General features: G+C 57.5%; 12 protein-coding genes. 2 read left to right on the top strand and 10 right to left on the bottom strand.

Features of this window, described 5'->3' with window-relative positions:
• Positions 1-40 precede the first annotated feature (40 nt).
• The 10 genes from AQ621_RS15220 to AQ621_RS15175 all read right to left on the bottom strand — a co-directional run bounded on the left by AQ621_RS15220 (position 41) and on the right by AQ621_RS15175 (position 11,380).
• Positions 41-1,759, bottom strand: a complete 1,719-nt coding sequence (locus tag AQ621_RS15220; RefSeq protein WP_058342112.1) for a sensor domain-containing diguanylate cyclase — start codon at positions 1,757-1,759, stop codon at positions 41-43.
• Between the two features lie 135 nt (positions 1,760-1,894).
• Positions 1,895-2,344, bottom strand: a complete 450-nt coding sequence (locus tag AQ621_RS15215) for a DUF411 domain-containing protein (protein ID WP_036220175.1) — start codon at positions 2,342-2,344, stop codon at positions 1,895-1,897.
• Positions 2,345-2,470: 126 nt separating this feature from the next.
• Positions 2,471-5,083, bottom strand: coding sequence for a heavy metal translocating P-type ATPase (locus AQ621_RS15210; protein WP_058342457.1), 2,613 nt, complete (start codon positions 5,081-5,083; stop codon positions 2,471-2,473).
• Positions 5,083-5,520: a MerR family transcriptional regulator gene (locus AQ621_RS15205; protein ID WP_022990344.1), complete on the bottom strand. Its 438-nt coding sequence runs from the start codon at positions 5,518-5,520 to the stop codon at positions 5,083-5,085. Before AQ621_RS15205 ends, AQ621_RS15210 begins: the two co-directional genes overlap by 1 nt.
• A gap of 254 nt (positions 5,521-5,774) precedes the next feature.
• On the bottom strand, positions 5,775-6,584 hold the full coding sequence (locus AQ621_RS15200; RefSeq protein WP_058342111.1) for a sugar phosphate isomerase/epimerase family protein: 810 nt from the start codon (positions 6,582-6,584) through the stop codon (positions 5,775-5,777).
• Between the two features lie 94 nt (positions 6,585-6,678).
• Positions 6,679-7,719, bottom strand: coding sequence for a 4-hydroxy-2-oxovalerate aldolase (gene dmpG, locus AQ621_RS15195; RefSeq protein WP_058342110.1), 1,041 nt, complete (start codon positions 7,717-7,719; stop codon positions 6,679-6,681).
• A gap of 12 nt (positions 7,720-7,731) precedes the next feature.
• Entirely contained in the window at positions 7,732-8,667 is a 936-nt protein-coding gene (locus AQ621_RS15190) for an acetaldehyde dehydrogenase (acetylating) (protein WP_058342109.1), read from the bottom strand.
• 30 nt (positions 8,668-8,697) lie between these two features.
• On the bottom strand, positions 8,698-9,492 hold the full coding sequence (mhpD, locus tag AQ621_RS15185; protein WP_058342108.1) for a 2-keto-4-pentenoate hydratase: 795 nt from the start codon (positions 9,490-9,492) through the stop codon (positions 8,698-8,700).
• 34 nt (positions 9,493-9,526) lie between these two features.
• On the bottom strand, positions 9,527-10,396 hold the full coding sequence (locus tag AQ621_RS15180; protein WP_058342107.1) for an alpha/beta fold hydrolase: 870 nt from the start codon (positions 10,394-10,396) through the stop codon (positions 9,527-9,529).
• A gap of 36 nt (positions 10,397-10,432) precedes the next feature.
• Complete coding sequence (locus AQ621_RS15175; RefSeq protein ID WP_058342106.1) at positions 10,433-11,380, bottom strand: 3-carboxyethylcatechol 2,3-dioxygenase; 948 nt, start codon at positions 11,378-11,380, stop codon at positions 10,433-10,435.
• 480 nt (positions 11,381-11,860) lie between these two features.
• On the opposite strand from AQ621_RS15175, the gene AQ621_RS15170 reads away from it, so the two are divergent.
• Together AQ621_RS15170 and AQ621_RS15165 are read left to right on the top strand one after the other, a co-directional pair.
• Positions 11,861-12,865, top strand: coding sequence for a TRAP transporter substrate-binding protein (locus AQ621_RS15170; RefSeq protein ID WP_082641113.1), 1,005 nt, complete (start codon positions 11,861-11,863; stop codon positions 12,863-12,865).
• Between the two features lie 64 nt (positions 12,866-12,929).
• Entirely contained in the window at positions 12,930-14,843 is a 1,914-nt protein-coding gene (locus tag AQ621_RS15165) for a TRAP transporter large permease (RefSeq protein WP_082641112.1), read from the top strand.
• The last annotated feature ends 7 nt before the right edge of the window (positions 14,844-14,850 follow it).

Raw genomic sequence — 14,850 nt, 5'->3', positions numbered from 1 at the left:
CAGCGGAGTATAACGGTTCTGCCAGAGGGAGTCAGATCTGTCAGGCCGGATGAAAGGCTTCGCCCGTCGGCGAGAGGATGCAGACCCGGTTCCGGCCTTTTTTCTTGGCTTCGTACAGGGCCCGGTCGGCAGTGCGCAGCAGGGTATCGAAATCTTCACCAGGCTGGCAGTAATAGCCGCCCACGCTGATGGTAACCGGTGTTCCGCTACGCTTGCTTTCCCGCTCGACACCGGCGCGAATACGGCAGGCAATCTGCTCCAGTGTGGTGGCATCGCACGGTGACAACAGTACCACGAACTCGTCACCGCCCCAGCGCCCGGGGTGGTCATAAGGCCGAACAGCTGCTTTCAGCCAGAGTGCAACCCGACACAAGATCTGGTCACCGGCCTGGTGGCCCTGGCTGTCGTTGATGGCCTTGAAGTGATCAATGTCCAGCCATAGCAAGCCGAAGCCTTTTTGCTCCCTCTCAGCGCGTTGAATCTCCTCATTCATGGCTTCGTCGAGCCCCCGGCGGTTTTTCAGGCCGGTCAGGGCATCAACCCGGGCCAGGCGCTGCAGTTCCTCGGTGCGTTGCGCCACCTTCTGCTCAAGATCGCGGGTGGTATCCCGCAGGGAATGGGACATCTTCTCGAAATGGTCTACCAGGCGGCCAATCTCGTTGTCTGGCTTGGGCAGGTAGGGCAGGTCAAAGCAGCCGTCCCCTAACCGGTGCACGGCTTCCTCAAGGCTGACCACCGGCCGCAGGATACGGGACTGGATGATCAGGTGGAACAGCACCAGTGTCACCAGAAGGCTGACCAGGAACACCGATATCAGCGGCCAGAGATAGCTTCGGGGAATCAGCGCATCCAGGTCGAGCAGGGTAATCTCGAACCAGCCGATGGCGGGCAAAAAGGCTACGCCGGCGAGGTGTTTGCGACCGTCCACCGTAACGAATCCGCTTTCTACCGCGCCGTATTCGCCATTGCGCTGTTTTAGAAGCTGCAGCATGCCGAGAATTTGCTGTTTGTCCTGGGGGTCTTCGAACAGCAGGTCTACGGTGTTCTTCTGGCCTTCCGGTTTGATGATGGTGGCAAAGTCGATGTAGTTGCGATCCCGGTAGAGCTGGATGGCACCGTTGTAGTCCACGAACAGGGTGGTGATGCCTTCCTGGCCGATATCGACTATGTCTTGCAGAAAGTCGTCCAGGTTCAGGCCGGTGCCGACCATGCCGACGATGTTGTTGTCTTCGTCACGCATGAGTGCGTCGATCCAGAGCTTGGTAACGCCCAGCTCGGTGTCGGGATTGACGTTCAGGTGAAAATCCCGGCCTTCCTCGATCAGCTGGAAAAACCAGGTGTCGTCGGGCTTGTCCGGATTCAGGGTATAACGATACTGGTTGCCGGCGTAGTCGTTGTCAGCGTTGTTGTAGTAGTAATGGCCGTTACCACGCAGCGCCACAAAGTAGCTGTTATCGCGGAAGTTGCTGCGGAAGCTCTCCATCTGACGGATGGCCTGGGCTTTCAGTTTCGGGTCTTCCGGTGACCGGGCCCACTGAATCAGGGCCGAGGAACTGGCCATCTGCCGGGCCAGCCCGATTTCCCGTTCCAGGGACTGCAGCAGCCGGGCGCTGTCGTAGCGCACCTGGATCTCGGCCACCTGCTGGCCCCAGCGCTCAATAATGTCTTCCGATAACGCCCGGTAGGCCAGCCAGGAAGCGGTACCTGCCGCGACGATCAACAGCGCAGCCAGCCCGAGAATGCGGGTTTTGAGGCTCAAAATGTTTCCTTGCCAGTATTGTTCTGAATCCATGTTCCATCATAGAACAGTGCGGGGCTGTCGTGTAGAAAAAATAGGCAGATTTCGGGCGCAGGTGTGCAACCTGCGCCCGACACAGCCCCGAAGGGCGAACCATCAGTTGTGTTGATTAAAGATCCGGGTCTGGCCCTGTTCATTGAACAGAATCACCTTGTAGTGATCTTTCCGGTCGCCCATTTCCATACCCGGAGAGCCTGCCGGCATGCCGGGCACGCTCAGGCCGGTAGCTTTGGGTGCCTCGGCAAGCAGGCGCTTGATATCGTCTGCCGGTACATGGCCTTCAATCACATAGCCGTCCACAAAGGCGGTGTGGCAACTGCCCAGGCCCGGAATCAGCCCGGCTTCGGCCTTGATCTTGCCCATGTCGTTACTGTTGGTGGCGGTTACCTCGAAGCCGTTCTCTTCCAGATGGTCGATCCAGTCGCCGCAGCAGCCACAGGTGGGCGATTTGTATACATGGATGCTCTGGGCGGCACCGCCAGCCAGGGCGGTTGTGGAAAAACCCATTGCAGCAATCAGGCCAAGGGCCAGGGTGTGTTTTTTCATGGCGGTTACCTCAGTGTTGGTGTTCTTCGTTATTGCCAGATTTTCTGCCAGAGCCGGGCAGCCAGAACCACCAGACAATGGCGGCCATCAGGGCGACTCCTGTGGCATTGACCAGAAACGCTGCCATCAGTTCTGCTCCCTTTTTTCAGACGAGTGTGCCGGTTTGTGGCTGGTCTTGAACAACCGCAGCCGGTTGGCGTTGGTCACCACGGTGACCGACGACAGTGACATGGCGGCGCCGGCCAGGATCGGACTCATCAGGATGCCCCAGACAGGGTAGAGCAGGCCCGCAGCCACCGGAATACCCAAGGAGTTATAGACGAAGGCGCCGAACAGGTTCTGGTGAATATTCTTCACGGTCGCCCGGGAGATCTCGATGGCGTCTGGCACCCCGTGCAGGGAACCGCGCATCAGGGTGATGGACGCGCTTTCAATGGCCACGTCGGTGCCGGTTCCGATGGCAAAGCCGACGTCCGCAGCTGCCAGCGCCGGGGCATCGTTGATGCCATCCCCCACCATGGCCACCGTGTAGCCTTTACCCCGCATTTCGCTGACCACTTCGGCTTTGTCCTCCGGCAACACCTCGGCCCGGTAGTCATCGATGCCGGCCTTGGCCGCAATGGCCTTGGCCGTGGCATCGACATCGCCGGTGACCATCATCACCTTGATGCCAGCGTCGTGCAGGCGCCGGATGGCAGCCTCGGAATCCGGTTTGATGGCATCGGCCACGCCGATGACCCCCAACACTTGCTGGCCCACCGCCAGGAACAGCGGCGTGCCGGCTTCCCGGGTAATGGTTTTGGCGGCATCATCCAGAGCCTCGACAGACAGCCCTTCGGCTTCCAGCCAGCGCCGATTGCCCAGGCGTACCGGTTTGCTATCAAGCTTGCCTTGCACACCTTTGCCATTGAGCGCTTCAAAGCCGGAGACCGATTCTGGCTCAATATCGTTCTCTCGAGCCCGGTCCAGAATGGCTTCTGCCAGCGGATGCTCGGAATGCTGCTCCAGCCCGGCGGCTAATGCCAGCAGGCGTGTCTCATCGCCGGTTGTCGCGTGCACACGGGTTACCGCGGGATGGCCCTCGGTAATGGTGCCGGTTTTATCCAGAATCACCAGATCGATTTTTCCGGCAGTCTGCAAGGCATCGCCCTGGCGAATCAGGGCACCGTACTCTGCTGCCTTGCCGACACCCACCATCACCGACATGGGCGTGGCCAGCCCCAACGCGCAGGGGCAGGCAATGATCAGTACCGTGGTGGCGGCCACCATCATGTGCACCACCGCCGGCTCCGGCCCGACGTTGTACCAGACCAGCGCCGACACCACGGCAATCAGCATCACCGTGGGCACGAACACCGAAGAGATCTTGTCTGCCAGCCGGCCAATGGCGGGTTTCGAGCCCTGGGCCTTCTTCACCAGCTTGATGATCTGGGCCAGCGCGGTCTCGCTGCCCACCCGGGTAGCTTCATAAATAATCGAGCCGTGGGTGTTCAGAGTACCGGCCGAGACCTCATCGCCTTCGCCCTTGCCCACCGGCATGGGCTCACCGGTCAGCATGCTTTCATCGATGCGGGTGGTGCCTTCGGCAATCACCCCGTCCACCGGCAGCTTCTCGCCCGGGCGCACCCGGATGCGGTCGCCTTTCTGAACCTCCTCAACGGGAATATCCTGCTCCTGGCCATCGCGGATCACCCGGGCCGTTTTCGCCCGCAAATCCAGCAGCCTACGCACCGCTTCCGAGGTCTTGCCCTTGGCCCGCAACTCCAGGGCATGGCCCAGATTGATCAGGCCAATGATCATCGCCGAAGCCTCGAAATACACATGACGCGCCATCTCCGGCAGCGCCTCCGGCGCACTGGCCACCACGATCGAATACAGCCAGGCGGTGCCTGTCCCCAGAGCAATCAGTGTGTCCATATTGGCGTTATGATGTTTGAACGCCTTCCAGGCCCCGGTGTAGAAATGCCCGCCGGTGGCAATCATCACCCCCAGAGTGAGAATGCCCAGATTGATCCAGGTAAGATGATTGGCCTCGGTCACCATCATCGACCCGAAGCCCATGCCCCAGATCATCAACCCAAGGCCCAGGCCCAGACTGATCGCCATCTTCACCAGCAGTACCTTGTACTGCTTCTTGTCCTCTTCCTGCTTGCGGTCGTCGGCGGCATCCGCGTCTTCAATCACTCGGGCACCATAACCCGCACTCTCCACCGCCTGCACCAGCGCCTGCGGGTCGGCATCTCCGCTGGCGGTGGCGGTGTTATCCGCCAGGTTCATATGGGCATGGGTTACCCCGGGCACCGACATCAGGGCTTTCTCGATAGAATTCACACAAGACGCACAGGTCGCCCCGGTCACCGCCAACACCACCGCATCGCCATCGGCCGGCACCTCAGTTGCGCTCGCAGCCTCTGCTGCCGGCTCATCCGGCTTGTGGGTTTCTTCCTGCGCCTTGCTGCTACAGCAGGACGTGGTTTTCTTCGACGCACAACAGCTGCCGGACTCCGCCCCCGGCTCGGCAATGGCCTCTGCCGGATACCCCGTCTCCGTCACAATCCGCGCCGCCTCGGCCACATCCACGCCCTCAGGCAGGGCCACCGTCTGTGCCTCGAGATTCACTTCAACCAGCTCGGTACTACCGGCCAACGGCTCCAGGGCATTGCGAATCTTCTTCGCACACCCCTGACAAGACGCCCCGGAAATCGACAGTGCTGTTCTCAGAACCGGTGCTTCACCCATCATTCACTACTCCCACAGCAAGACCCGGCAGAAGGATCATCCCAATGCTCGATCAACCGACAAATCGTATGCCCGTCCGGCGTCCCATCCGGCATCTCCTGCCAGGCCGACAACGCCGACACCATCCGCTTGCGCAACAACTGCAACTCTGCAATCTCCCGCTCCACCTCCGCCAGCCGCTGCGTAAACACATCCCGCACCATCGGGCAGGGAGAATGATGGTCATCCGCCTGCTCCAGAATCTGCCGGATCTCCGGCAACGAAAAACCCAGCTGCCGCGCCTTCCGGGCAAACCGCAACCGCCGCAGATCCTCGGCATCATAAAGCTGATAGTTGTTATCCGGATTCCGCACCGGACGCAGCAGACCTTCCCGGGTGTAGAACCGGACGGTATCCGGGTTAACCCCGGCGGCGGTGGCGATTTCTTTGACTTTCATGGTGCCATGATCCCCCAATAAACATTCGGGTGGATGGGAGGCCTATTCAGATGCTTCGGAGTGTTGGTGTGGGTGGCGCTTCCGAAAATGTTCGTAGCCATGGATGGCGGAGACAAGCGTACAGGGAAGTATTCACAGCGGTTTTCGGAAGCGCCACCCACACCGACACGGCAATCTCCCAAATCCACAACAGAAGAGTAAAACCTGTGACCAACTCACAGGTCAAAGGTTTCAGGAAAATAGGCGGGAAGAAGCTAGCAGGGGGGGATCATTCTGATTGTGCGCTCAACTGCCATTGCAATCCGTCTGCGGGCACTGATGCCTTGTTCCTTGAAACGTATCTGAGGAACTTCAATGTCCACGATGACATTGCCCGGAATCAAAGACAGAACCTGCTGGATAGGAAACTCTCCGTCTCCGGGCAGCATCCGGTTCTTTACGGCTTCTGCGTAGAGATCCTCGGGGTTTCGATACATCCCGTCGCACACCTGAACATAACCGAGCTCGTGTGGCTCAAGGCTTTTGATAGTACTGAGGGTTCCTCCGTTGCGAAAAAAGTGGAGCAGATCCAGTGCCACGCGCCCGTTCGTTCTGTTGGCGGCACGAAGAAGGGCCAGAGCCTTTTCAAGGGTGCGGACCTCTGAAAAGCTTGTGAATTCCAGAGCAACATTCAGCCCATAGTCCGCTGCGATCCGGCAGAGTTCTGAAAAGGCGACGACGGAGCGAGCTGGATTGGTATCGTGCATGTGAACGGTAATTTGCCGTGCCCCCAGCCGGTTACCCATGGCCAGCCCCTCTTTGAACTGGTGGATCTCGGTGTTAGGGCGAATCTGAAACAATTCCATGTTGTTAACGGAGATATCATGCGCGATCAGAGCTTCTTGGAATTGCTGTTCACTCTCGCCGGGTGAAAGGGTGGGGTAGCCTGCCGCTTTTACTCCGGGCAGATCGCAGAATACGCCAACATAGTCGCACCCTGCCTGAGCGGCGTAAGCTGGTAAGTCGATAGGGGCAACATCCAATGCGGTCAGATGATGCAGGGAGAGTGTTCGTTGATGTTTCATTCAGGGCTCCCCTCGGGTCTCGGCGTTGACGGGAAGGAACTGCCGATCGCAGCCCCAGTCAGGAGGAACAACGCTTGATACCGGTTTGGACAAGTCAGACCGGTTTCTGTGCATCTTGTGCCTTCAGCAGATCCAGTGCAACGTCAACAATCATGTCTTCCTGGCCACCCACCATCCGGCGTTTGCCCAGTTCAACCAGAATGTCTACGGTCTTCAGGCCATACTTCTGCGCAGCCACTTCGGAGTGACGCAGGAAGCTTGAGTACACGCCGGCATAGCCCAGGGCCAGGGTTTCACGGTCTACACGAACCGGACGATCCTGCAGCGGGCGCACGATGTCGTCAGCGGCGTCCATCAGGGCGTACAGGTCGGTGCCATGTTCCCAACCCTGCTTGTCGAAGGCGGCAATGCACACTTCCAGCGGCGCGTTGCCGGCACCGGCACCCTGCCCTGCCAGCGAGGCATCGATACGGTCACAGCCTTCTTCCACGGCAACCATGGAGTTAGCGACACCGAGGGCCAGGTTGTGGTGAGCGTGGATACCGGTCTGGGTATTCGGGTCCAGCACGTCTTTAACGGCGCGGAACCGGTCGCGGATATCGTTCATGTTCATCGCGCCGCCGGAGTCCACCACGTAGATACAGGTAGCACCGTAGCTTTCCATCAGCTTGGCCTGCTCGGCCAGACCCTGAGGAGTCTGCATGTGGCTCATCATCAGGAAGCCCACGGTGTCCATGCCCAGCTTGCGAGCGTGCTCGATGTGCTGTTTGGACACATCCGCCTCGGTGCAGTGGGTGGCTACCCGGACAATGCGTGCACCAGCCTTGTAGGCGTTATCCAGGTCATGAACAGTACCAATGCCGGGCAACAGCAGGGTTGCGATCTGGGCGTGCTCGATCACTTCTGCCACGGCTTCGATCCACTCCAGGTCGGTGTGGGCGCCAAAGCCATAGTTAAAGCTGGAGCCTTGCAGGCCGTCGCCGTGGGCCACTTCGATGGAATCCACCTTGGCCTTGTCGAGTGCACGGGCAATGTCCTGCACGTTCTTGATGCTGTATTGGTGGCGTACGGCGTGGCTGCCGTCCCGCAGAGTCACGTCGGAGATGTAGAGTTTCTTGCCAGGGTTAAAAGTCATGCTTCAATCTCCTCAGTTGATCAGTGACTCGGCGATCCGCTCGGCTGTGCCCAGGGCCGCAGAGGTCATGATGTCGAGGTTGCCGGCATAGGCCGGGAGGTAATGGGCGGCGCCTTCCACTTCCAGGAACACCGACGTCTTCAGGCCGCTGAAGTGACCCAGGCCCGGCACATTAAGGGGCTGGTCTTCCGGGATTACATCAAACTGCACCTTCTGCTTCAGGCGGTAGCCCGGCACGTAGCTTTGTACGGCCGCAGCCATCTCTTCCACAGACTTCTCTACTTCGGCCTGGTCTACTGCATCAGACAGCACGTACACGGTGTCGCGCATCAGCAAGGGCGGCTCGGCCGGGTTCAGGATGATGATGGCTTTGCCCTTCTGGGCACCACCGACCACTTCGATGGCCCTGGAGGTGGTTTCGGTGAACTCGTCGATGTTGGCGCGGGTGCCGGGGCCAGCAGACTTACTGGAAATCGACGCAACGATTTCGGCGTAGTGCACTTTGGCCACGCGAGACACAGCTGCAACCATCGGAATCGTGGCCTGGCCACCGCAGGTAACCATGTTCACATTACCTTCATTCAGGTTCTGTTCCAGGTTCACTACGGGCACGCAGTAGGGCCCGATGGCCGCCGGCGTCAGGTCCACAATCTTGATGTTTTCTTTGTGGCCGCGCAGGAACACTTCGTTGTGCATGTGCGCGCCAGCAGAGGTGGCATCAAACACGATGTCGATGTCGGCAAACTCCGGCATCTTCACCAGGCCGTCCACGCCTTCGTGGGCGGTGGCGACGCCCATGCGGTTGGCACGGGCCAGGCCGTCGGATTCCGGGTCGATACCGACCATGGCGCCCATTTCGATGTTCTTGCCGTTACGCAGGATCTTGATCATCAGGTCGGTGCCGATGTTGCCCGAGCCGATGATGGCGGCTTTGATTTTCTTGCTCATACTCGTTTTCCTCAAAAAGTCCGGTAGGCCTTATTCGGCACTGAATGACACGCCAACCTGGCCAATGCCTTCGATGACGGCCTCAAACCGGTCGCCGGCAGCCACTGGGGACATAGGCCCCAGTGCACCGGTCAGAATGATGTCGCCTTTACGCAGGGGCTCACCCAGGCTCGCCATTTTGCGAGCCAGCCATACCGCAGCATTCAGGGGGTTGCCCAGGCACTCTGAACCGTCGCCGGCGGAGACTTCCTCGCCGTTACGGGTCATGGTCATGGCGGCCTTGCGCAGGTCTACACCGTCAATACGACGGGCCGGACCACCCAGCACAAAGCAGCCACTGGAGGCGTTGTCGGCCACGGTGTCCACAAAGCGGATGTTCCAGTTTTCGACACGGCTACCGACAATTTCCAGCGCCGGCATTACCCAGTCCACTGCAGCCGCCAACTCAGCCAGTCCGGTATCTGCCCGGGGCAGATCTTCGGCCAGCACCAGGGCGATTTCCGCTTCCACTTTTGGCTGCAGTACACGGCCAAAGGGCACTTCTTCGTTATCGCCGTAAGCCATATCGGCATACAGGGTGCCGAAGTCCGGCTGATCCACGCCCAGCTGGGCCTGTACTTTCGGGTTGGTCAGGCCGATCTTGCGGCCGACAATGCGAGCACCGTTGGCACAGGCATGGGCCACATTCAAACGCTGGATCTGATACGCCGCTTCCGCGCTGTCTTCGCCGATCTGGTCACGCAGCGGCGGCACCGGTTCACCGGAAACTTCGGCCTGGCGCAGTTGTTCCGCCAGTTTGTCCAGAACCTGTTGATCTACACTCATTTCAACGTCCTTCAAGGCTATCTGTGGCTGGCGATCAGTTGATGCCGTGCTTCAGGAAGTCCAGAACCATGCGGTTGAACTTGTCAGCATATTCCCACTGCACCCAGTGGCCACAGCGATTGAAGATGTGCAGCTCAGAACGCTGGATGCCGTTCACCAGGCGAATACCGGTATCCATGGGTACAAAGCGATCATCGCGACCCCAGACAATCAGGGTTTCGTTCTCGATCTCGCCCAGGCGATGGCCTACATCCGGGAACTGCTTGGGGTTGGCCTTGGTGCTGGCAACAAAGTTTTCCAGGTGATCCTTACGGGCCAGGATGTTGTCCAGGCGGGTCTGGAACAGCTCTTCGGTAAGGTTGCTGGTGTCGTAAACGAAGATGTCCATCATCTCTTTGAGATTGTCCATGTTCGGTTCACGGTACAGCTTGCCGATGCGCTTGATGCCTTCGGCCGGCATCGGGGTGAACAGGCTGCCGCCACCGGTGCCGCCACCCATAAGGATCAGCTTGTCCACGTGTTCCGGGTATTCCAGGGTAAAGGCTACAGCGCTGTGGCCACCCATGGAGTTACCGATGATGTGAATCTTGTTCAGGCCGAGCGCATCCACCAGACCTTTCAGAACACGGGCGTTCAGGTGGGAACGGGAACCGTCGTTCACGATGGTGTCGCTTTTGCTCCAGCCCGGGCAGTCCATCAGGATCACCCGGTAGCCGGCGTCGGTCAGGGGCTGGATGTTGCGGTTGAAGTTGGCCCAGCCGCTGGCGCCGGGGCCAGAACCGTGCAGCATCACAACCACTTCATCACCGGCTTCGGTGTCGTTGTAGTGAATGTTCAGGTCCGCATCGCCTTCGCGGATGGTCACAAACTTGCTGGTACCTGCTTCGGTCCATGGTTTTGTCATGTTCTTGTCCTTTCGAAACCTCGGGCTGTTGTTGGTTCAGGGGCAGGCCGGTATGGCTGTCAGTGCCCCGTAACCGGCGATCCATTCAGGAATGGGTCGATAGTAACGGTTCTCTTCCCGATATGGGCCAAAGGCGGCCATGGCTGCGGCTGCAGCCACCCAGTTCTTCACTTCGTGTGTGGATTTTCCGGCTTTCTCCGAGACGTCCTGATTGCTGACGCTGTCCAGAGATATCAGATCGCCAGTGGCAATGCGTTCGATAAACCACTGATCCCACTCGGGATTCAGGGGGTGCAGCGTGTTCTGGTTTTCCACGAATCGACGTGCTGCATCAATCACGCGCTGGGTCCGGGCTTGCCTTTCTTCAGTTGGCAGGTTGCGGCCACTGCCTAGAAGTCGATCCTGAATACGGGAATCTGCAGTTTCCAGCTCCGGAACCGGTGGCTGGTGGGAAAGCCCACCGGACCCAATGATCAGAACACGTTTGTTCAGCTTGGCCAGATATCTACCCAGAGCGTCGCCCAGTAGCCGTGCGCGCTGGAAGGAAGGTAACGGGACGGCCACAGAATTGATGAACACGGGAATTACAGGGACCTGATCAAGGCTTCCGGCCAGGAACTCCAATGGCTGCGCAAATCCGTGGTCGACCTGCATTTTGTGAGAAAGGGCGACATCGACACCGGCATCCATAACGTATTGCACCGCGCCTTCTGACAGCTTCGCCGGAACCGTCAGATGACCGGCAGTAGTTCCGAAATCGCCAATGGCGTAGGCGTTGGTACCGATGCAGAAAGACGGCATGATGTCGTAGAAGAAGCCGTTGTAGTGGTCGGGCGAGAATAAAAGGATAAGCTCCGGGTCAAACGCTTTGACACGCTCTCTGGAATAACGGATGACGCGGTTTACCTCATCGAGAACAGATGGCTCTGGGTCTACATGCCCTACCAAAGGGGTGTGAGATAAACATTGAAGTAATGCTTTCATGTCAGGTAACCATTAAGGATATATTTCTTGCTCTTTTTTATAAGGAGCACGGTTAGAATACGTGTGGTCGGGCTCATTAAATGGGGTTGGTTTTTTGGACTTTTAGATCTTTGTTTCAGGGTTGATTTTTTTCAGTTTTAATAGCTATCAGAAGTATAGAGATGCAATGAAAATTAGATCAACAGAAAGTCACTCTGACGTGCACATAGTGCACATCAGAGTGTTGATTTCTGTTTTTGAGTAGCACTTTTGAAGGGGGAAGCAAGAGTCTGGGTAATCAATTACGACGGATTTACTGTTCGGCGATAGTTTAATGCGTTGTTAAATAGATAATTATCTGATTCTGGGTGGGAAAAGGCGGTCTACCTTGAGTCCTCATGGAGTGTGCACTTAGTGCACACTAACACATCGGCTATTGGACATGTGCGCACCGCAGTTCTAAATTCAGCCTCGAAAACAACACACAAAAAGGGAAAACCCATGAACTTAAAACTCCTGGCTTTTGGCCTAGCTTTAACAGTTTTTTCCTCTTCAGTATTTGCTGGCTCACAATCCACCACGCTTCGCTTCTCCAATATTGCAGGGCCAACTTCTTTTATGACGACGGATCTTTTTGGAGACTATTTTGAAGAAATAGAAGAGCGTACCGACGGTAAACTGAAAATAAAAATGTTCTCAGGTGGAACTCTGGTAAGCGCCAAGGATACCTTTGACGCAGTTGAGCAGGGCCTCGTCGACATGGCTTGGGGGGTCACCAGTTATACGCCTGGACGATTTCGGGAGCTGGAAGTTGCTGAGGTTCCCCTTTATGCCTCGGACATCTATGAAGCGTCTGTCGGGTTATGGACGTTATACGAAAAAGGTCTGGTAAAGGGATTCGAGAATGTCCACGTTTTCGCCATTCTGTCCTCAGGGATTCAAAGGCTTCATTCCACCAAACCGCTGGGGTCGTTTACAGCGCTGGAAGGCGAGCGCTATCGGGCCGCAGGCCCGCTGGCGGCAAAATCCCTTGAGGCATTTGGTGCCGATCCTGTAGCGCTAGCGGTGCCCTCGATTGCGGAAAACCTCTCCAAGAACGTGCTCACCGGAAGTATCAATGACTGGAATGCTGTGTTCACCTGGGGCATTGCCGATTATGTGAAATGGCATTTGGATGTACCGTTTGGTTCGAGCCCTGTTTTTATCACCATCAACAAACGAAAATACAACGCGTTACCTGAGGATGTGCGTCAGGTTCTGAATGAGATGGGGGGACGGAATTTCATCCGGTACTGGTCTGACAGTCTGGGTGGAGAAAATGAGCGCTTGCGTGAGCAGGTTGCGTCTTCGGATCAGGACGAAATCACTGTTCCTCCAGGGAAAGAAATGGAGGTCTGGAAAGCCCGTCTGATGCCAGTAATCGAAGAGTGGTCGGAAAATGTGGCCAATGGGCAGCAGGTCTGGGAGACCTACCTGGATGCAGTAAACAACGCCCATCAGCAATAACGGACTCCGGACATGCCTTGCCAGGGCCGGGCATGTTTTAACCACACTCTGTAAATGATCGATTATGGAACAGTCAAACGCTTTACTCGTGGAATCCTGTATAGATTCAAAACGTTTCAGCCTGGATAGCAACTTCAAGGTGCTTACCCGGCTGAGTCTGATTTTACTGATAGTTCTGGCGTCGTTGGCGTGTGTGGATGTGGTTGCCAGAACGGTGTTCTCCTATTCGTTTGCCGGAACCTACGAACTGAACGAGTTGCTGGTTTCCGTGGTGGTGGCAGGGCTGATTGCCTCGTCCTTTTTTGAGTCGCGAAATATCAAGGTTGAGCTACTGTCACGGTTTGGTCCCGTCGGCAGCGGGTTGATGGCCATGTTTGAGCGTGCGTTGTGTCTGCTCGCCCTGGCGGTCATCAGCTGGTCGTTTATCTCCAAGGCTCTGCAAACGCATCAGTATGGTGAAACCACGTCGGTGTTGGGGCTTCAGACGTACCCGGTCTGGAGTCTCGCCGGCCTGGTTGCGTTGGTTCTTGCCCTGCTTGTGATTGCGGGTATGGCTCGCCCGGTTCGGGACTGCCTGCGAGTGTTGTCGGGGGAGAAGCTGCTGGCGCCAGTTCTGATCATGGGCGCGGTCCTTGCGGTTGGCGCGGCCTACTTTACTCTGGCGGGAGGCAGTGATGCGTCGGCGGTGTTTCTGGTGGCGGGAGGGTTCCTGCTTGCCTATGCCCTGATTCTGTTGCAGATCCCGGTTGGTGTGGCGTTGCTAGTGGTAGGTGGACTCGGAATTGGTGGTTACCTGGGGTGGCCGCAGGCACTGGCGATCACGGGTAATGTGGTGGTGGGCACGGCTACCAGTCTGGACCTGATTGCCATCCCTCTATTCCTACTGATGGGTAACTTTGCTACGGCTTCCGGAATGTCTGGTCAGATCTATCGGGCTGCATCCTCTGCGCTTGGAAGTCGAAAGGGGGGGCTGGCAATTGCTTCCATCGTCGGTTGTGGAGGGTTTGGGGCAATCTGCGGTTCCTCCATTGCAACCACGGCAACTTTCGGCAAAGTCGCTTTTTCGGAGATGGTGGATCGTCGGTATGCCTCGGCCCTGGCCGCCGGTACGATTGCGGCTGGGGGCACTCTGGGGGCTCTGATTCCGCCATCAGTTGTTCTGATCATCTACGCCATCATTGCCGAAGTGTCTATTCAGGAGTCTTTCCAGGCAGCCCTGATTCCGGGGCTGCTCGCGCTTGTTCTGTATTGCCTTGCCATTATCGTCACCATCCGGCTGAAACCTGAGCTGGCTCCGGAAACCCAGGCCTTTGACCGTAACACCGCCGTGCGAGACCTGATCAAGGCCTGGCGTCCTGTGGTTCTGTTCGGCCTGGTAGTCGGTGGCCTTTATGGCGGGATTTTTACCACTCAGGAGGCGGGCTCGGTTGGAGCTGTGCTGGCTCTGCTGTTCTTTTTCTTTTCCGGGAACTTCAGTTTCAGCGGTTTCTGGGACGGCCTGCAGGACACTGCACTCAATTCCGCAGCCATTTACGTCATTTACATCGGGGCTAGTGTGTTTGCGGCGCTGATGAGCTTTGCGGGTGCCGCCGACCTGATTCTGGAGTACGTCAAACCGGAAGAAACGTCCCACTTTGTCATCCTGGCGGTGCTCGTACTGATCTATCTGGCCATTGGTACCATTTTCGATACGGTTGCCGCGGTACTTGTGACGGCGCCGGTGGTGCTGCCGCTGATTGCGGGAATGGGATACGACCTTGTCTGGTGGGGTGTGGTCACGCTCTCGCTGGTCGAAGTGGGCATGATTACACCGCCCTTGGGGCTCAATGTGTTTGTCATGAAATCAGTCGTGGGCAATCGTGCCCAGATGATGGAAATTTTCAGAGGCGTAACGCCTTTTCTCGTGGCCGATGCGGTCAGGATCGTGCTCCTGGTGAGTTTTCCTGCCATCGCTCTCTGGTTGCCTGGCGTGATTTGAGGAAAAT

This window comes from Marinobacter sp. P4B1, assembly GCF_001447135.1.
Classification (GTDB): Bacteria; Pseudomonadota; Gammaproteobacteria; order Pseudomonadales; family Oleiphilaceae; genus Marinobacter; species Marinobacter vinifirmus.
This window is presented reverse-complemented; position numbering and strand designations above follow the sequence as displayed.

What these genes read in the sequence shown, in the direction of transcription:
- AQ621_RS15215 (WP_036220175.1), bottom strand. Translation starts at nt 2,344, where the DNA reads ATGAAAAAACACACCCTGGCCCTTGGCCTGATTGCTGCAATGGGTTTT.
- AQ621_RS15210 (WP_058342457.1), bottom strand. Translation starts at nt 5,083, where the DNA reads ATGGGTGAAGCACCGGTTCTGAGAACAGCACTGTCGATTTCCGGGGCG.
- AQ621_RS15205 (WP_022990344.1), bottom strand. Translation starts at nt 5,520, where the DNA reads ATGAAAGTCAAAGAAATCGCCACCGCCGCCGGGGTTAACCCGGATACC.
- AQ621_RS15200 (WP_058342111.1), bottom strand. Translation starts at nt 6,584, where the DNA reads ATGAAACATCAACGAACACTCTCCCTGCATCATCTGACCGCATTGGAT.
- dmpG (WP_058342110.1), bottom strand. Translation starts at nt 7,719, where the DNA reads ATGACTTTTAACCCTGGCAAGAAACTCTACATCTCCGACGTGACTCTG.
- AQ621_RS15190 (WP_058342109.1), bottom strand. Translation starts at nt 8,667, where the DNA reads ATGAGCAAGAAAATCAAAGCCGCCATCATCGGCTCGGGCAACATCGGC.
- mhpD (WP_058342108.1), bottom strand. Translation starts at nt 9,492, where the DNA reads ATGAGTGTAGATCAACAGGTTCTGGACAAACTGGCGGAACAACTGCGC.
- AQ621_RS15180 (WP_058342107.1), bottom strand. Translation starts at nt 10,396, where the DNA reads ATGACAAAACCATGGACCGAAGCAGGTACCAGCAAGTTTGTGACCATC.
- AQ621_RS15175 (WP_058342106.1), bottom strand. Translation starts at nt 11,380, where the DNA reads ATGAAAGCATTACTTCAATGTTTATCTCACACCCCTTTGGTAGGGCAT.
- AQ621_RS15170 (WP_082641113.1), top strand. Translation starts at nt 11,861, where the DNA reads ATGAACTTAAAACTCCTGGCTTTTGGCCTAGCTTTAACAGTTTTTTCC.
- AQ621_RS15165 (WP_082641112.1), top strand. Translation starts at nt 12,930, where the DNA reads ATGGAACAGTCAAACGCTTTACTCGTGGAATCCTGTATAGATTCAAAA.